Here is a 17,389-nt window from a genome sequence, read left to right on the forward strand (position 1 = left end):
GCGGCGGCCCTGCCCACTACTCCCCCGCCGCGCGGTCCCCATCGTCTAGAGGCCTAGGACACCAGCCTTTCACGTTGGTAACACGGGTTCGAATCCCGTTGGGGACGCCAGCACCGCCTGTCCTTGGGACGTCAGGAGCGCAAGGCGACCGGCGTCCTGCAGCCTGCTGCCGGGCTCTGCAGGGCCCAATGGCACCTCGCCATGCGGCCGCCCAACATTGGCCGATTGCTCCGACGCGGCCTGCCGCAGGTACCTCGACAGGCGGCTGCCGTCGATCTCCGTCCTCCTCGTCGCCGCCGGCTGACCTTCAGGGGCCGACAGGCCCTCATCTGCTGCATGCCAATGCGGGGGGCCGGGGGCGACCGCATTTTCATATGAGGATGGGCGCGGGGCGTGCTTGCGCGGATCGCGGGAAACAATCCGGTAAAGGCCAGCGGCTTTGGTTTCCGAACCAGGGCGCATCAACGGGGATGCTCCCCGGGGATGAAGCGCCGGCATCGTACAGGATCCACGCCGTGCTATCGTTGCAGAAACTCTCCGTCGGCGCCAAGCTGCGCTGCGCCTTCGGCGCGCTCTTTCTGGTGATGGCCGGCATGGGGGCCATCGCCAGCCAGCAAATCTCGATCCTGGACGATGCAACGACCGAGATTGCGGCGAACTGGATGCCATCGATCGATGCGCTGGGCCAGTTCGGCATGAGCGTCGCGCGCCATCGGGCGCACCAGGGTCAGGAACTGCTCGCGCCCAACCAGGAGGTCCGCGAGCTTGCCATGCGCACGCAAGCCAACACCCTCTCGATCATGGAGGAGAACTGGCGGCGCTACCTGCCGCTGATCACGGCGGGCGAGGAACAGCGGCTCGCGGATACGGTGAAGCGCGACCTGGCGGAGTACCGGGCCAGCGCCGACAAGGTGACCGGCCTGCTCAGGGCCGGGGACGGCGACGGCGCCGCGAAGGTCTATGGGCTCGAGACCTACCCGATCTACAACCGACTGATCGCCGCGATCCGTCCGCTGATGGAGTTCAACTCGCGCATGGGCGGGTCGGCCGCGGGGCATGCCCACCAGACCTATGCCCGGGCGCTCTGGGTCATCGGCGGCGTCACGCTCTTCGCGGCCGTCATGGCCTTCGCCTCGGCACACTGGCTGAACAGCAACGTCGTCTCCCGCGTCGTCCGGCTGGCCGGCGCCACCCGCCAGCTCGCCCGCCAGGACTACGCCTTCGACCTGCCCTGCACGGTGCGCCTGGACGAGATCGGCGAACTGGCGCGCGCCATCGACGAGTGCCGCACCGGCCTGAAGCAGGCCGACGCCCTGGCGGCGGAACAGGAAGCGGAGCGCTCGGCGAAGGCCGCGCGGGCGGACCGCCTGGCGGTGCTGATGCGCGGCTTCGAGGGCAAGGTGCGCAGCACCGTCGAGGTGCTCGCGACCGCCGTCGCAAGGCTCCAGGGCACCGCGCGCACCATGTCCGGCTCCGCCGAGGGCACCCTGGAGCGGGCCGAGGCGGTGACCGCCGCCGCCGACCAGACGAGCGCCAATGTGCAGACGGTGGCAGCGGCGGCCGAGGAACTGTCGGCCTCCATCGCGGAGATCAGCCGGCAGGTGGCGCAGTCCTCCAAGGTCGCCGGCCAGGCGGTCAGCGAGGCACGCCGCACCGATGAGGTCGTGCGCGGCCTGGCGGAGGGCGCGCAGCGGATCGGCGAGGTGATGCGGCTGATCACGACCATCGCGGAGCAGACCAACCTGCTGGCGCTGAACGCGACGATCGAGGCGGCCCGCGCCGGCGAGGCGGGCAAGGGCTTCGCGGTGGTGGCCTCCGAGGTGAAGACGCTCGCGGAGCAGACGGCCAAGGCGACCGAGGAGATCGCGGCGCAGGTGGGCTCGATGCAGTCGGCGACCGGCGATGCGGTGGACGCCATCCAGGCGATCGGCGTGCGGATCGGCGAGGTGAGCGAGATCGCGGCGGCGATCGCGGCGGCGGTCGAGGAACAGGGGTCGGCGACCGCGGAGATCGCGCGGAACGTGCAGCAGGCGGCGGCGGGGACGCAGAGCGTCACGGGGGCGATCGGGGCGGTGAGCCGCGCCGCCACCGAAGCCAGCGCCGCGGCCGGCGAGGTCGCCAGCGCCTCGGACGAGCTCTCCCGGCAGACCAGGACCCTCGATGCCGAGGTCGGCAGCTTCCTGCAGGAGGTGCGGGCCGCCTGAGCGGCGGATCGGCCGAGGCGGGGCCGGGCCGCGCGGTCCGGCCGGCCGGCGCGCCCTGGCCCTTTCGGCCGGGGTTGCGGCGCCGCGCCGCCGACCAAACATCTCCCGCATCCATGCTCGTCACGAAATCCTCGCTGGCCCTCTTCGGGCTGCTCTACCTGCTTCCCCTCGGCATCTCGGTCCTGCTCTACCAGCGCACCGGCATCGGCGCGGACTGGTGGAGCGCCGACCGCTCCAGCATCGGCCGCCTGCCGCCGGCCTGGGACAATCCCGCCGCGCTGGTGCGGGTCTTCGCCGCGCCGACGGTGCGCTGGCGCGGCATCCTGGCCGTGCATTGCTGGATCGTCCTCAAGCCCGCGGGCGGCGCCGCCTATACCCGCTACGACTACACCGCCTGGGGCGAGCCGGTCCGCGTGAACGGCTTCGCGCCGGACGGCCGCTGGTTCGGGCGCGAGCCGGAACTGGTCTTCGCCGCGGATGGCGAGGCGGCGGCGGCGATGATCCCGCGCATGCAGGCCGCCATCGCCGGCTATGCCTGGCGCAACCGCGGCGACTACCGGGCCTGGCCGGGGCCGAACTCGAACACCTTCGTCGCCGCCGTGCTCGATGCCGTGCCGGAGGCCGGCGCGGTGCTGCCGCCGACCGCCATCGGCAAGGACTTCCCCTATGACGGCCGCTGGCTGCGCCGGACCGCCTCGGGCACCGGCATCCGCCTCTCGCTCGGCGGCTATGCCGGCATCACGCTGGCCTGGGTCGAGGGGATCGAGGTGAACATCCTCGGCGCCGTCGCCGGCATCGACCTCCGGCGGCCGGCGCTGAAGCTGCCCGGCCTGGGACGGCTGGGACTGCCGAGCGTGCCCGATACCGGCCCCGACACCGGCCAGGCACCCGCCTGATCCCCTTGCATGTCGGGCGGGCCGGTTCAGGCCCGCGGCGCTCCGGCCATCGGCCCGCTCCGGACCGGCCGCTCAGACGAGGCCTGCCAGCCTGACCGCCACCACCTCCGCGCAGGCCAGCTTGCCGATGGCGCGCAGCCTCGCCGCGGTGGCGTCGAGTCCGGCGGCCTCCGCCCGTTCGGACAGCGCCGCGAGGGCATCGAGGACCTGCCGCGCTGCCTCGGGCGCGCGGCCCGGGCGCGGCGGGGCCGGCCTGGGGCGGGGCAGGAAGTCGTCGGGATGCATGGTCGCCATCTTGGCCTCCGGCGCGAGGTGTTTCCGCCAGACACAACCTATGGTGGCTCTTCGATTCGGGTCAAACAACCTCTTGCGTCCGGCCCGGCCAGGCCGCCGAGAGGCGCCGAGGCGGGGTGTGCCGGATGCCGGATCAGGCTGCCCCGGGCGGCACGCGCCGCCGATCCGCCGATGGCCGCGCCGCCCGAGGCCGGCGGGACGGCTACTTCTTCGGCACCGGGTCCGCCTGTCCGGCCGGCGGCAGGGGCAGGCTGCTCGTCGTCCCGGGCGAGGTATCGGTCTGGCCGCCGCCCGGGTCCTGCCGCGGCCGGCCATTGCCGATCTCCTCCGCCCGCGGCACCGGCGGGCCGCCGGGCGGCGTGGGCTGCGGCTGCGGCTGGGTGGTGCCCTGCATCGGGCCGGTCCCCTGCGCCTGCGCGATGCAGGGCAGCGCCAGCGCGAGCGCCAGCATGGTTCGGGCGAGCGCCGCCATGGCCTGTGATCCTTTGCTGCGGGGACGCGCGGCCAACGCCCCGCCGGCCGCGGCAGTTGCCCCGCATCACGCCCGGGAACCATTCGCCACCGGACGCATCCCCGCTGCCGTTCCTGCGTTGCGTCCCGGACTTGGGTGGGAAAGGCTTGGCGATGCCGCAGGATCGGGACGAGATGAGGCCGGCGCGCCGGCGCTTCCTGGGCGGGCTCGGCCTGGCCGCGGTGGCGGCGCCGGCCGCGGCCTTCGAGGCGGATGGCAGCACCGGCGGCCTGCCGCCGAGGAAGGAGACGGAGGCCGAGAAGCGCAAGCCCCGCTACCGCGAGACCGACCATGTCCGCGCCTATTACCGCACCAACCGGTACTGAGGGGGCGCTGGCATGCTGATCAGGCGGAGCGAGGGACGGGCCGGCCGCGCGCGGCTGGCCGCGGCCTATGAGGGTCTCTCGGCCGGCGGGACCGATCGCCGCGGCTTCCTGCGGCAGGCGGGCCTCGGCGGCGCCGGGCTGGCGGCGCTGGGCACGCTTGGGCCGCGCCTGGCGGGGGCGCAGGCGCAGCCGCCCTCGACGGTGGTGCAGGACGCCGCCGTGCCGATCACCCGCATCAAGAATGTCTGCACCCATTGCTCGGTCGGCTGCAGCGTGATTGCCGAGGTGCAGAACGGCGTCTGGACCGGGCAGGAGCCGGCCTTCGAATCGCCCATCAACCGCGGCACGCATTGCGCCAAGGGCGCCTCCGTGCGCGAGCTGACGCATGGCGACCGCCGGCTGAAATACCCGATGAAGCTGGTGAACGGGGAGTGGCAGCGCCTCTCCTGGGACCAGGCGCTGACGGAGATCTCCGCCAAGCTGCTCGAGATCCGGGAGAGGTCGACGCCCGAGGCTGTGTTCTGGCTGGGCTCGGCGAAGTTCACCAACGAGGCCGCCTATCTCTTCCGCAAGTTCGGCGCCTTCTGGGGCACCAACAACACCGACCACCAGGCGCGCATCTGCCACAGCACCACGGTCGCGGGCGTCGCCAATACCTTCGGCTACGGCGCGCAGACCAACAGCTACAACGACATCCGCAACGCCAAGACCGTCATCGTCATGGGCGGCAACCCCGCCGAATCCCACCCCATCGCCACCCAGCACATCCTGGCCGGGCGAGAGCTGAACCGGACCAACTTCTTCGTCGTCGATCCGCGCTTCACCCGCACGGCGGCGCATGCGACCGACTATGTCCGCATCCGCCCGGGCACCGACATCCCGATCATCTGGGGCATGCTCTGGCACATCTTCGAGAATGGCTGGGAGGACAAGGAGTTCATCGCCCAGCGCGTCTACGGCATGGACGAGATCCGGCGCGAGGTGACGAAGTGGAACCCGCAGGAGGTGGAGCGGGTGACCGGCGTGCCGGAGGCGCAGCTCAAGCGCATGGCGCAGATCTTCGCCACCCAGAAGCCGGCGACGCTGATCTGGTGCATGGGCGCGACGCAGAAGACCGTCGGCACCGCCAACGTGCGCGCCTTCTCCATCCTCTGCATGGCGACCGGCAATGTCGGCTCCGCCGGGACGGGCTGCAACATCTTCCGCGGCCATACCAACGTCCAGGGCGCGACGGACATGGGCCTCGATATCTCGACCCTGCCCGCCTATTACGGGCTGGACGAGGCCGCCTGGCGGCACTGGTGCCGCGTCTGGCAGGTGGACTACGACTGGATGGTCTCCCGCTTCGCCAGCAAGAAGCTGATGGAGATGCCGGGCATCCCGAGCACCCGCTGGTTCGACAGCGTCGTGCTGCCGCGCGACCAGGTGGACCAGCCCAGCAACTGCAAGGCCATCTTCGTGATGGGCCATGGCGGCAATACCGTCACCCGCATGCCGGAAGCGCTGCGGGCGATGGAGCAGCTCGAGCTCCTGGTGGTCTGCGACCCGGTGCCGACCACCTATTCCATGATCTCGAACCGCAGGAACGGCACCTACCTGCTGCCGATCTGCACCAGCTTCGAGACGGTGGGCACCCGCACCGCCTCCAACCGCTCGCTGCAATGGGGCGAGAAGGTGGTGGACCCGATCTTCGAGAGCCGCAACGACTACGACGTCATGTACGACCTGGCGAAGCGCCTCGGCTTCGCCGACCAGCTCTTCAAGAACATCAAGGTCGAGGACGGCCGGGTGCTGGTCGAGGACATCCTGCGGGAGATCAACCGCGGCACCTGGGCGCTGGGCTATACCGGCCAGTCCCCGGAACGCCTCCGGCTGCACATGGCCAACCAGCAGCATTTCGACATCACCACGCTGCGCGGCGCCGAGGGCACGCCGGTGGCGGGCGAGGTCTATGGCCTGCCCTGGCCCTGCTGGGGCACGCCGGAGATGAAGCATCCCGGCACCCATATCCTCTACAACACCGCCCTGCACGTGAAGGAGGGCGGCGGCACCTTCCGCGCCCGCTTCGGCGTCGAGCGCAATGGCCAGACGCTGCTGGCGGAGGGGAGCTGGTCCAAGGGCTCGGAGATCCAGGACGGCTATCCCGAGTTCACCGTCGCCGTCCTCAAGCGCCTCGGCTGGTTCGACGAGCTGACGGCGCATGAGAAGGAGTCGATCGCGCGCGTCGGCGGCGAGAACATCGACCGCGTCTCCTGGTCGACCGACCTCTCGGCCGGGATCATCCGGGTCGCCATGGAGCATGGCTGCGTGCCCTACGGCAATGCCAAGGCGCGCGCGGTCGCCTGGAACCTGCCGGATGCGGTGCCGATGCACCGCGAGCCGATCTACACCCCGCGGACCGACCTGATCCCGAGCATCGACCAGGCGGCGGTCATGGCCTCCGACCCCAATGCGCCGTCGCCGCCCGGCACCTATCCGACGCTGCGCGACCGCCGCGGCTTCCGCGTGCCGCATCTCGGCCTCTCCGTGCAGATGCGCTCGCACAGCGTGGCGCGCGACTTCCCGATCGTGCTGACCAGCGGCCGGCTGGTGGAATACGAGGGCGGCGGCGAGGAGACGCGCTCCAACCGCTGGCTGGCCGAGCTGCAGCAGGAGATGTTCATCGAGATCAACCCCGCCGATGCGGCCGATCGCGGCATCCGCAACGGCGCCTGGGTCTGGGTGCTGGGGCCGGAGAACAGCGCGCGGATCAAGGTGAAGGCGATGGTCACCCCGCGCATCGGCAAGGGCGTCGCCTTCATGCCCTATCATTTCGGCGGCTGGTGGCAGGGCGAGGACCGGCGGAAATACTACCCGCCCGGCGCCGACCCCATCGTGCTGGGCGAGAGCGCGAACACCGTTACCACCTATGGCTACGACCCGGTCACCTTCATGCAGGAGACCAAGGTCACGCTGTGCCAGATCCGGAGCGCATGATCATGGCACGACTCAAGTTCCTCTGCGACAGCGACCGCTGCATCGAGTGCAATGCCTGCGTCACCGCCTGCAAGAACGAGCACGAGGTGCCCTGGGGCATCAACCGCCGCCGGGTGGTGACTCTGAACGACGGCAATCCCGGTGAGCGCAGCATCTCCATGGCCTGCATGCACTGCACCGATGCGCCCTGCGCCGCGGTCTGCCCGGTGAGCTGCTTCTACGGCACCGCCGACAGCCTGGTGCTGCACGACAAGGACCTCTGCATCGGCTGCGGCTACTGCTTCTACGCCTGTCCCTTCGGCGCGCCGCAATACCCGCGCATCGGCAATTTCGGCGGCCGCGGCAAGATGGACAAGTGCACCTATTGCGCCGGCGGCCCGCAGCAGGACGGCACGCCCGTCGAGTACCTGCAATACGGCAGCAACCGCATCGCCGAGGGCAAACTGCCGCTCTGCGCCGAGATGTGCTCGACCAAGGCGCTGCTCGCCGGCGATGGCGACATCATCGCCGACATCTACCGCGAGCGCGTGCAGATGCGCGGCTTCGGCTCCGGCGCCTGGGGCTGGCGCACCGCCTACAAGCAGGAGCTGACGGTATGACCGCGCGTCGCCTCGCCGCCTTCGGCCTCGTCCTGCTGCTCGCCGGCGGCGCGCTGGCGCAGCCGCAGCAGGCGCCCGGCGTCTCCGCCGCCTCGCCGGACGTGCAGTCCGCCGCGCCCGAGGTTGGCGCCGGGCGCGGCGGCCCGAATGCCCAGCCGCCGGAGCCGGCGCAGCGGCCCTCGGCGACCGGCCAGCCGCGCAGCGCCTCGCCCGAGGGCATCGCGCCGCGCCCGCCGGTGCCGGTGCAGCCGCAGGTCGCGCCGCCGCCCTTCACCGCCCGCGGCGGGCCGGTCGCGGCCGAGGTCGAGCTGGAGGAGGCACGCCGCCTCGGCATGGTCCGGGGGCTCGTCAGCATCCCGAACCAGGCGGCCGGCGTGCTGATCCAGCCGAAGGGCCGCGACTGGCGCGGCTGGCGCACCACGGTGCTGACCATCGCCGGCGGCCTCATCGTCCTTGGCACCATCGGCCTGCTCGCCGCGCTCTATCTCTGGAAGGGGCCGACGCCGATCGAGGCCGGGCGCGCCGGGCTGAGGATCCACCGCTACAACCTGCTGGAGCGGTTCAATCACTGGATGGTGGCGACCAGCTTCGTCGTGCTCGGCCTCAGCGGCCTCAACATCACCTTCGGCGTTTATGTCCTCCGCCCCATCATCGGCGCGGAGGCCTTCACGGCGCTGACCTGGTGGGGGCAGGCGGCGCACCAGTTCCTGTCCTTCCCCTTCATCCTCGGCATCCTGGTCATGGCCGCGCTCTGGGCGCGGGACAACTGGCCGACGCGGGTCGACGTCGCCTGGGTGAAGGCGGGCGGTCCCGCGGCCAAGGGCCATCCGCCGGCGGGCCGCTTCAATGCCGCGCAGAAGGCGCTGTTCTGGTTCCAGGTCGGCGGCGGCGTGCTGGCCGCCATCACCGGCTACCTGCTGATGGCGCCGGCCATCCTCGACAACATCACGGACCAGCAGGTCGCGCATTTCGTCCACGCCGCGCTGGCCATGGTGATGATCGCCGTCATCCTCGGCCATATCTACATCGGCACCATCGGCACCGAAGGCGCCTTCGAGGCCATGCAGACCGGCGAGGTGGACGTGAACTACGCCCGCGAGCACCACAGCGTCTGGCTCGAGGAGCGGGTCGAGCAGGCGCGGCGCACCGTCGCGCCGCCCGGGGCACGGGCGGCCGGGGCGGACTGAGGGCGCCCACATCGATGCCCGGCCGGCATCGGATCCGGCCGGGCAGCGCGCCCGTCCCCGGGTGCGCCGCAGCGGGCCGTCAGTCCACCCGCTCCAGCTCGATCCGCGTGTCGATGTCGCGCCGCACCTCCTCCAGCAGCTTCGCCGCCTCGGTGCGCAGCGGGCCCTCGCAGAGCGGCTGCTCGACCCGCGAGGCCATGCGCCGCGCGACCCGCAGCGTGCCGCCCTCGAGGGACCAGCGCGCCTCGAAGCTCCAGGCCTCGCCCTTGAGGCTGCGGTCGCGCGGCAGGCGTGCGAGCCGGAAGCCGGGCGGCAGGGTGAGTTCCAGGTCCTCCGCCTGCTCGCCGGCCTGGCAGGGCGTCGGCTCCGTCGCCGGCAGGCCGCGCAGCAGGGCAGGGCCCAGCAGGCCGTCGCCCGCCCGCGGCAGCAGCCGCATGCCGCTCGGCACCTGGAAGCCGTCGCCCTCCAGCAGGCCCGGCCGCGCCTCCAGGCTGAAGCGCCCGGAGACGCTATAGCCCGGGCCGGTGGCCCCGAGCGGCGCCGGGACGACCAGGCCGGTCCCGATCTGGCCGATGGCGCGCAACTGCTCGGCCGCGGCGCGCTCGCCGCCCTGGGCCTGCGCCGCGGCTGCCATGCGCCGCAGCCAGGGGACATAGGCGCCGGTCGCCTCCGTCAGGCTCTCGCCGGCGATGCGGCCCTCCCCGTCCAGCGCCATGCGGGTGACGAGGCGCGAGGTGCTGAAGCCCGGCGGCACCGCCGGCATCCGCCGCGGCGCGGCGCCGGCCGCGGTCACGTGCAGGATCGGCTTGCCGTAGAGGCCGCCCGCGAGGATGCCGAGCGGCGTGCCCGCGGCGGTGCTGTCGCCATAGAGGTCCCAGTCCGGCAGCCAGGCGATGACGTGGTTGAAGGCGGTCAGGGTCGGCGGGCCGCTCAGGCGATAGGTGGGGCCGAGATTGACCAGCACCGGCTCGGCCGCGATGCCGCGGGCCTGCAGCAGCGCCATGAGCAGCACCACCTGGTCCTTGCAGTCGCCATGCCCGCGGGAGAGCACCAGCTCCGCATCGTTCGGCACGAAATTGCCGTCGCCGACATAGATCGCCACCCAGCGGATGTTGCGGGCGACCCAGTCGAAGAGCCGCCGCGCCTCCTCCCGCCGGTCGGCGCTGCCGGCGGCGAGGCTGTCCGCCAGTTCCTGGATGCGCGGCGTGACGCGGACCTTGCGCGCGACCAGCGCCGCGTATTCGCGGCTGAAGGTCGGCCAGTCCGGGAAGCTGGAGGCGAAGATCCGCGGCAGGCGGTCGAGCGGGGCGAGGACGGCGATATCGGTCGCCACCGCCGGCGCCCGCCAGCGCCAGCGATGCACCTGCATTCCGCCCTCCGCCGCCACGGCATGCGCCGGCCCGAATTCCTCGGTGACGAGCGGCATGCCCCTGGGCAGGCGGATCGTCACCTCCGCATCCTCCCAGGTCGCGGTGCGGGCGAAGAGGGTGGTGAGCGCGAAGCGGCCGGGGAAGACCGGCCGCACGATGGTCCGCTTCCAGGTCGTGACCAGGACGTCGCCCCCCGCGACCTCCGGCAGGATGGCGATGACCTGCACCCGGTTGGCGTATTGCGGCAGGTTGGCCTGGCCGGGCGCCATCTGCCGCCGGACGGAGGCGGGCGGGACCGGCAGGCGCCGGCCATCGGGCTTCAGCGTATAGCCCTCGACCAGGTCGATGCGCTCGACGCCCTCGCTGTAGGTCATGGCCTGCTGCGCCTCGCGCTGCGCAGCGGCGTCGTTGCCGGCGGCGATCTCCGTCCGCGTGGTCTGCACGGCGCGGCCATCGGCCTCGACCAGGATGTCGGAGCGGAAGAGCCGGATGGAGGCGGCCGGCTCCGCGGCACGGGTCTGCCCGGCGAGGGCTGCGCAGAGCAGGGCGACCCCGAGGCCGATCCGGTGCCGCATGCGCGCTCTCCTTCCTGCCGCCTGCCGCCCAGGCTGCGGCTTTCCGCCGGGCGGCACAACCGAAATGCGGCCGGCGCGGTCAGTCGGCGGCGGCGCGGATGCGCTCCAGGTGCAGCGCCGCCCTGGCGCCCCAGCCGCTGACATCGGGCGGGACCTCCGGCCGGAAGGCCTCGTAGAGGCGGAAGCCGATCCGGTTCAGTTCCTCCGGCTCGAAGCGGGCGGCGAGGTCCTCCATCGCCGCCCGGACCTCCGGCAGCCGCTCGCCGAAAGCGCGGGCGACATAGGCCCGCACCGCACCGGGCTTGGCCGGCCTGCCGTCCGGCTCGGCGGCCAGCGGGCCCTCCGGCCCCTCGGCCAGCGGGATCTCGCGGCCGAGCAGCCGGACGGTCCGGCGCGGCGCCGGCCGCCCTTCCTTCGGGGCGGCGGCCTCGTGCTCCTCGGCGAGGCCCAGCCGCCGCGCCTTGGCCCGCGCCGCGGTGCCGGCGACGGCGCTGGCCAGGCTGAGCGCGGTGTCCGGCGCATGGCCCAGCCGCTCCGCCACCACGGCGGCCCAGAGGGTGAGGACGGGGGCGCGGTTCACGCGGATCGGGGCGGTGCTCATCCCATCCATCCTGGCATGTGCCGGCCGCATATCCGCCGCCGCACCTCGTTAACACTATCGCCAGTCTTTGAGCGGCACCCGAGCCACCGCCGCACCGTTTCGGGCAGCGGAGTCGCAACGGCGGCGCGGCGAAGGACAGGCTGAGGCACCTCCGGCGCACCGCCATTCACATTTTCGAAGGATAGTTCAACCGATGGTTCGGGACGCATATCTCGCCTGCCATGGGGCGCGGCGGGGTCGCGGGGCAGCCCGGCGGCGGGGGAAGGAGACCATGGAAGACAGACAAGGGGCGCAGCGGCGCCATCATCCGGTTGCGCCCGGCCAGGCATCGGCGCGTGATGGTCACCGGGGCTGAGCGAGGAACACCCATGCCCATCGGCATCGCGGCCGCGGTACCCGCCCTTTTTCACAGCTTCATCTCCGGCATCGGGGAGCGCGCCGCCCCCACGGATCTGGCCAGGCTCCGCCCGGGCCTGACGCTCGCCCTCCGCCGCGCCGGGCGGCCGCAGCGCGGCTTCTCGATCGAGGTCATCCTGCCGGAGGGCGCGCCGCTCGGCTGGCTGCCGCGGGAGGACGAGGCGGCGCTCGAGGCGCTCGGCCTCGCGCCCGACGCCGCCACGGTGCGCGTCGCCGGGATCGTGCCCGCCTTCCAGCGTCCGCGGGTGCATATCGAGATCGCCGGGCCGGCGATGCCGGCGGTCGTCCCGGCCGCCTGATCGCGGCGCCGGGCCGCCGCGGACCCGGTTCCCGCCCGCCGGGGCCTGCTCTATCAGGACCGCGAGACGGGCAGGGGAGTCGGGACCATGGCGATCCGGCGGCTGGCGGAGGAGGGCAGGCTCTCCGGCGCGGTGGTGCATGGCGGGCTGGTCCGGCTGGCGGGGCAGGTGGCGGACGACGCCACGCTGGACGCCGAGGGGCAGACCGCCGATATCCTGGCGCAGATCGATGCCTTGCTGGCCGAGGCCGAGACCTCGAAGCGCAACCTGCTGAGCGTGACGATCGTCCTGGCCGACATCGCCGATGCCCCGGCCATGAACCGCGCCTGGGACCGCTGGCTCGATCCCGCGGCGAAGCCGGCCCGCATGACCATCCAGGCGGCGCTGGTCGATCCCACCTGGAAGGTGGAGATCACCGGCGTCGCCGCGCTGGACGGAGGGGCGGCGCCGGCGTGATCGCGCCCTACCCGCACCGCCGGGGCCGGCCGCCCAAGGGCTTCGGCACCTCGCTCGGCATGTCGCTCGCGCTCATGCTGCTGGTGGCGGGCGGCGTCGCCGACCAGGGCGGCGTCTTCCCGCTGGTGGTGCTGGGCGGCGCGGCGGCGGCGGTGGGCGCCCTCTACCTGATCTACCCGCATGGGCCGCAATTCGCCCTCGGCACGGCCAACGGGCTGGCGATGTATGCCTGCCTCTATGCCGTGCTCGGCCGCGCCGGCTTCCCGGAGGCGCCGCCGGCCGCCCGCATGATCGGCTTCCTGCTGCCGGTCGCCGGCTTCGTCGCGGCCTGCTGGGTCAAGCGCGGCGTGCTGCGCGCCTGGGCGCAGGGGGAGGAGGCGGCCGACATCGCGCATCTGCCGCGCTTCGCCCGCTGGCTGGTCGCGGTCGGCCTGGTCGGGGTGGTCTCCCTCTCCGTGCCGATCAACCGGCTCGGCGAGCCGCAGCAGGGCGCCGCGCTGCTCGCCGCCATGGGCGCGATCACCGTCATCAGCGTCACCGCGGTGGCCGATGTCGTCCGGCTGCTGGTCGATGTCGCGGTCATCTTCCGCGCCGTCACCCTCCGCCTCAGCCGCCTCGCGGTGCCGATCGCCGCCTTCTCCTCGCTCTGGGCGCTGCTGGTGGTTATCTTCGGCTCGCTCTACCGGATCGCCGACGGGCTCTCCTCCCACCCGCTCTTCCACGGGCCGGAGGGCGCGATCCGCATCGACTTCTCGGACGCGCTGCATTTCAGCGTCGTCACGCTTTCCTCCGTCGGCTATGGCGACATCCAGCCGGTGGATGACGGCATCCGCGTGCTGGCCAGCATCCAGATGCTCTTCGCCCAGTTGCTGCTGCTCTTCGGCTTCTACGAAATCATGCGCGGCAGCCGGGCCGGCAACCCGGATGCGCAGGCCTCCACGCCCTCGCGCAGCCAACATCAGGGCGCAGCGCCGCTGCCGTCGCATGCCGCGCCGCAGGAGGCCCGCCCCGGCGCCGCCGGGGATTAGGGCCCCGGCAGCATGAGAGCAGGCCGGCGGCGGATCCTGCCGGCCGATGCGCCGCCGCCGCTGCCGCTCGCGCCGGCAGGCCGCCGTGCGCCCTTGCGGCCGCGCCCATCGCCGGACAAGTCTGGGGCACGCTTCCGCCGCATTCCGCGGCCATCTATGCAGCGGGCCGGGGTGCCGCACGCGCCTCGGGCCCATGGAAGGATGAAGAGCAGATGACCGACGCGGAACGGGCCGCCCATTGGCGTGGGAAGCGCGTCCTCGTGACCGGCGGGGCGGGCTTCCTCGGCAGCGCGCTCTGCCACCGGCTCGCCGCGCTCGGCGCGCGGGTGACTGCCATCGACGCCATGATGCCGGAAGGCGGGGCGAACATCGCCAATCTCGAGGGCGCCTCGGTCCTGCTGGTGCGCGGCGACATCCGGGAGGTCGAGTTGCACTCGCTCTGCCAGGACGTGGACGTGCTGTTCAACATGGCCGCCCAGACCAGCCACATGGGCGGGCAGAAGGACCCGGTCTCCGACATCGCCATCAACGCCGTCGCCCAGGTCCGGCTGATCGGCGTGATGCGGGAGGCGGCGCCGAAGGCGACTGTCGTGCACGCCTCGACGCGCCAGTTCTACGGCAAGCCGCTGCGCCTGCCGGTCGATGAATTCCACCCGGTGCAGCCGCCCGACGCCAACGGCGTCTCCAAATTCGCCGGCGAGCAGTACTGGCTGCTGGAGCAGCGCGTGCTCGGCCGCCCCGTCGTCTCGCTGCGCCTGACCAATTGCTACGGCCCGCGGCTCCGCATCCGCGACGCCAAGCAGACCTTCCTCGGCATCTGGCTGCGCCGGGTGCTGGAGGGCGAGGGTTTCGAGGTCTGGGGCGGCGAGCAGCTCCGCGACCTGACCTATGTGGACGACGTGGTCCGCGCCTTCCTGCTGGCCGCCGAATGCGCGCCGCGGCCCGAGGTCGCGGGGCGGGTCTTCAACCTCGGCGGCTCGCCGCCGGCCTCGCTGATCGAGCTCGCGGACCGGCTGATTGCGGCCAATGGCGGAGCGGGACACTATGCCGTGAAGAGCTTCCCGGCCGACCGCGCGCCCATCGACATCGGCAGCTATCACGCCGATGACCGCGCCTTCCGCGCCGCCACCGGCTGGGCGCCGCTGGTGGGTCTGGACGAGGGGCTGGCGCTGTCGCTCGAATGGTATCGCGCGCGGCTGGCGGACTATGTCTGAGGGGGGCGTTCCGGGACCGCTGCCATGACCGAGAGCATGATTCCGCAGGCCAATCCGGGTGCCGGCTACCTCGCGCAGAAGGAGGCGATCGACGCCGCCGTGCAGCGCGCGCTCGGCTCCGGCTGGTACATCCTGGGCAAGGAGGGCGAAGCCTTCGAGCGGGAATTCGCCGCCTGGCTCGGCACCACCCGTGCCGTCGGCTGCGCCAACGGCACCGATGCGCTGGCGCTGGTGCTGCGCGGCATGGGCATCGGGGAGGGGATGACGGTCGCCACCGTCTCCCACACCGCGGTCGCCACCGTCGCCGCGATCGAGATGGCCGGCGCCGTGCCGCTGCTGCTCGACATCGACCCCGATACCTACACCATGGATCCGGATGAGCTCCGCGCGGTGCTCGAGGACCCGCCGCCCGGCCTGCCGCCGATCCGCGCCGCCATCGCCGTGCATCTCTACGGCCAGGCCTGCGACCTCGACCCGATGCTGGAGGCCTGCGCGGCCAATGGCGTCGCGCTGATCGAGGACTGCGCGCAGTCGCATGGCGCGACGCTGCACGGCCGCAAGCTCGGCACCTTCGGCACGGCCGCGGCCTTCTCGCTCTATCCCACCAAGAATCTCGGCGCGCTCGGCGATGGCGGCGTGCTGGCGACCGACGATTTCGAGCTGGCCGACCGCATCGCCGCCATCCGGCAATACGGCTGGAAGGAGCGCTACGTCTCCGCCATGGTCGGGGTGAACAGCCGCCTCGACGAGGTGCAGGCGGCGATCCTCAGGGTCAAGCTGACCGCGCTCGATGCCGGCAATGCCCGGCGGCGGGAGATCGCGGCGGCCTATGACGCGGCGCTCGCCGGCGGGCCGCTCGCCGCGCCCGAGCGGCGGGTGGATGCCGAGCATGTCTTCCACCAGTATGTGCTCCGCAGCCCACACCGCTCCGACCTGATGGCGCGGCTGCGGGCGGAGGGCATCGGCACCGGCATCCACTACCCCGTGCCGGTCCATCTGCAGCCGGCCTATGAGGACCGCGTGCCGCTCGGCCCGGCCGGCTGCGCCGAGACGGCGCGGGCGGCGCAGGAGGTCTTCAGCCTGCCGATGTATCCGGAGCTGACCGAGGCGCAGGTGGAGCGCATCTGCGCGGCGCTGCGGGGCCTCGCGGGCTGAGGCGTGCCGATGACCGAAGGGCCGGATGGCCCGGAGGTCTGAATCGGCTCGCCCAACATACAAGACGTGCCGATGACCGAAGGGCCGAAGGGGTCCCCACGAAGCGCCGCTTCGTGGGGTGCCCCGGATGGCCCGGAGGTCTGAATCGGCTCGCCCAACATACAAGACGGCGCGGGCGAGGGGCCGCGTGCCCCTCACTGCCTTGCGGCCCGGCGGGCCGCTAAGGGACGCCGGAGCGCCTTACGCGACGGCCGCGGTCACCGCCTCGGTCGTCAGCGCCTCCCGCGCCGGCCGGTCCAGCGCCTCGATCCGAACCGCGGGCTTGCCGTAGCCGACCTCGCCGAAGGGGGAGCAGAAGGCGACCTCCGCCGCGTCGCGGCCGATGCCGATGCGCACCAGCCCGTCCGCCGCCGACTTCCGCGTGGGGTCGAAGAGGAACCAGGCGCCGCCCTCCGGCCCCTCCAGCCAGGCCTCCATGACCGCGTGGAAGTCGGGCGGCGAGAGCCGCCAAGCATAGGCGCTGACGAAGCGCGCGGGGATGCCGAGCGCCCGGCAGAAGGCGATCGCCAGATGCGCGAAGTCGCGGCAGACGCCCTGCCGCTGCAGCAGCGTGTCGCGGGCCGAGGTCTGCTCGTCGCTGCTGCCCGGGGTGTAGTCCAGGTTGTCGTGCAGCCAGTTGCAGATGGCCGTGACCCGCTGATGCCCGCGCGGCAGGTGGCCGAACTCGCGCTGCGCATAGGGGCGCAGCAGGTCGGCCTCGACGTAGCGGCTGGGGTAGAGATGCGTCAGTGCCTCGAGCGGCAGGCGGCCGGCCGGCACCTCCCGCACCAGCGCCGGGTCGAAGCGGGCGGGGTCCAGCGTCACCTCCGCCTCGTAGCGCACCGTCAGCTTTCCCTTGTCGGCGCAGAGGCGGACATAGCGGTTGCCGCTCTCCGGCATCTCGAAGCGGTCGAGCGGCAGGTCCTGCGAGAAGCGCAGGCTCTCCCGCGCCACCGCCTGGCCCGGCCGCCGCTGCGCCTCGATGTTGAAGACGAAGGGCGTGTCATCCGCCTTCACCTCGTAGTCCAGGTCGCAGCCCACCCTGTAGCGCATCGCCTTGTCTCCATGCATGACTGCGGCCGGCACGCCCGTGCCGTCCGCCGATGGGGCATGAAATGCCGCCGGCCGCGGCCCGTTGCCGCATGGCTGCCTCCTGCGCGGCGCAAGGGCCGGCGGCAGCGTCCGGGCAGGGCACCCGGCCCGGCCTCGGGCGTTGGGCAGGCGGATCATCCAGGACCCGTC

The 17,389-nt window shown here is 72.5% G+C and carries 16 protein-coding genes and 1 tRNA gene; 12 read left to right on the forward strand and 5 right to left on the reverse strand.

Annotated elements, in window-relative coordinates:
* The first annotated feature begins 34 nt into the window (after nucleotides 1-34).
* The 3 genes from Q7A36_RS28970 (at nucleotide 35) to Q7A36_RS28980 (ending at nucleotide 3,100) form a co-directional block, all read left to right on the forward strand.
* Nucleotides 35-110, forward strand: a tRNA-Glu gene (locus Q7A36_RS28970).
* A 405-nt stretch (nucleotides 111-515) separates the two neighbouring features.
* A complete protein-coding gene (locus Q7A36_RS28975) occupies nucleotides 516-2,204 on the forward strand; it encodes a methyl-accepting chemotaxis protein (protein WP_305107265.1) in 1,689 nt (562 codons plus the stop codon).
* Between the two features lie 113 nt (nucleotides 2,205-2,317).
* Nucleotides 2,318-3,100 carry a DUF3750 domain-containing protein gene (locus Q7A36_RS28980; protein WP_305107266.1) on the forward strand — a complete coding sequence of 261 codons (783 nt, stop codon included), beginning with the start codon at nucleotides 2,318-2,320 and terminating at the stop codon, nucleotides 3,098-3,100.
* 72 nt (nucleotides 3,101-3,172) lie between these two features.
* Here the strand turns inward: Q7A36_RS28980 and Q7A36_RS28985 are convergent, their stop codons facing one another.
* Nucleotides 3,173-3,394: a hypothetical protein gene (locus Q7A36_RS28985; protein WP_305107267.1), complete on the reverse strand. Its 222-nt coding sequence runs from the start codon at nucleotides 3,392-3,394 to the stop codon at nucleotides 3,173-3,175.
* A gap of 202 nt (nucleotides 3,395-3,596) precedes the next feature.
* Nucleotides 3,597-3,866 (reverse strand): hypothetical protein, encoded by a 270-nt coding sequence (locus Q7A36_RS28990; RefSeq protein ID WP_305107268.1) that lies wholly within the window; start codon nucleotides 3,864-3,866, stop codon nucleotides 3,597-3,599.
* A gap of 173 nt (nucleotides 3,867-4,039) precedes the next feature.
* Here Q7A36_RS28990 and Q7A36_RS28995 point away from each other — a divergent pair, with 173 nt between their 5' ends.
* Genes Q7A36_RS28995 through Q7A36_RS29010 form a run of 4 tightly spaced genes read left to right on the forward strand, consistent with a single transcriptional unit; the run spans nucleotide 4,040 to nucleotide 8,993 of the window.
* The gene (locus tag Q7A36_RS28995) at nucleotides 4,040-4,231 is read left to right on the forward strand and encodes a hypothetical protein (protein ID WP_305107269.1); all 192 of its coding nucleotides are present in this window, start codon (nucleotides 4,040-4,042) and stop codon (nucleotides 4,229-4,231) included.
* Nucleotides 4,232-4,243: 12 nt separating this feature from the next.
* Nucleotides 4,244-7,207: a formate dehydrogenase subunit alpha gene (locus Q7A36_RS29000; RefSeq protein WP_305107270.1), complete on the forward strand. Its 2,964-nt coding sequence runs from the start codon at nucleotides 4,244-4,246 to the stop codon at nucleotides 7,205-7,207.
* A gap of 2 nt (nucleotides 7,208-7,209) precedes the next feature.
* Nucleotides 7,210-7,806 carry a formate dehydrogenase FDH3 subunit beta gene (fdh3B, locus tag Q7A36_RS29005; RefSeq protein ID WP_305107271.1) on the forward strand — a complete coding sequence of 199 codons (597 nt, stop codon included), beginning with the start codon at nucleotides 7,210-7,212 and terminating at the stop codon, nucleotides 7,804-7,806.
* Nucleotides 7,803-8,993, forward strand: a complete 1,191-nt coding sequence (locus tag Q7A36_RS29010) for a formate dehydrogenase subunit gamma (RefSeq protein WP_305107272.1) — start codon at nucleotides 7,803-7,805, stop codon at nucleotides 8,991-8,993. Before fdh3B ends, Q7A36_RS29010 begins: the two co-directional genes overlap by 4 nt.
* Before the next feature lie 79 nt (nucleotides 8,994-9,072).
* Here the strand turns inward: Q7A36_RS29010 and Q7A36_RS29015 are convergent, their stop codons facing one another.
* Both Q7A36_RS29015 and Q7A36_RS29020 read right to left on the reverse strand, forming a co-directional pair.
* A complete protein-coding gene (locus Q7A36_RS29015; protein WP_305107273.1) occupies nucleotides 9,073-10,938 on the reverse strand; it encodes a DUF3857 and transglutaminase domain-containing protein in 1,866 nt (621 codons plus the stop codon).
* A gap of 79 nt (nucleotides 10,939-11,017) precedes the next feature.
* On the reverse strand, nucleotides 11,018-11,539 hold the full coding sequence (locus Q7A36_RS29020) for a hypothetical protein (RefSeq protein ID WP_305107274.1): 522 nt from the start codon (nucleotides 11,537-11,539) through the stop codon (nucleotides 11,018-11,020).
* A 368-nt stretch (nucleotides 11,540-11,907) separates the two neighbouring features.
* Between Q7A36_RS29020 and Q7A36_RS29025 the strand changes: the two genes are divergently transcribed.
* The 5 genes from Q7A36_RS29025 (at nucleotide 11,908) to Q7A36_RS29045 (ending at nucleotide 16,108) form a co-directional block, all read left to right on the forward strand.
* Complete coding sequence (locus Q7A36_RS29025; RefSeq protein WP_305107275.1) at nucleotides 11,908-12,255, forward strand: hypothetical protein; 348 nt, start codon at nucleotides 11,908-11,910, stop codon at nucleotides 12,253-12,255.
* Nucleotides 12,256-12,342: 87 nt separating this feature from the next.
* On the forward strand, nucleotides 12,343-12,711 hold the full coding sequence (locus Q7A36_RS29030) for a RidA family protein (RefSeq protein ID WP_305107276.1): 369 nt from the start codon (nucleotides 12,343-12,345) through the stop codon (nucleotides 12,709-12,711).
* Nucleotides 12,708-13,739: a potassium channel family protein gene (locus Q7A36_RS29035; protein WP_305107277.1), complete on the forward strand. Its 1,032-nt coding sequence runs from the start codon at nucleotides 12,708-12,710 to the stop codon at nucleotides 13,737-13,739. Before Q7A36_RS29030 ends, Q7A36_RS29035 begins: the two co-directional genes overlap by 4 nt.
* Nucleotides 13,740-13,951: 212 nt before the next feature.
* On the forward strand, nucleotides 13,952-14,953 hold the full coding sequence (locus tag Q7A36_RS29040; protein WP_305107278.1) for an NAD-dependent epimerase/dehydratase family protein: 1,002 nt from the start codon (nucleotides 13,952-13,954) through the stop codon (nucleotides 14,951-14,953).
* 24 nt (nucleotides 14,954-14,977) lie between these two features.
* Entirely contained in the window at nucleotides 14,978-16,108 is a 1,131-nt protein-coding gene (locus Q7A36_RS29045) for a DegT/DnrJ/EryC1/StrS family aminotransferase (RefSeq protein ID WP_305107279.1), read from the forward strand.
* Nucleotides 16,109-16,348: 240 nt separating this feature from the next.
* Here Q7A36_RS29045 and Q7A36_RS29050 read toward each other — a convergent pair whose 3' ends face one another.
* On the reverse strand, nucleotides 16,349-17,200 hold the full coding sequence (locus tag Q7A36_RS29050) for a transglutaminase-like domain-containing protein (protein WP_305107280.1): 852 nt from the start codon (nucleotides 17,198-17,200) through the stop codon (nucleotides 16,349-16,351).
* Between the last annotated feature and the right edge of the window lie 189 nt (nucleotides 17,201-17,389).

It is taken from the genome of Paracraurococcus lichenis (genome assembly GCF_030657435.1).
Classification (GTDB): domain Bacteria; phylum Pseudomonadota; class Alphaproteobacteria; order Acetobacterales; family Acetobacteraceae; genus Paracraurococcus; species Paracraurococcus lichenis.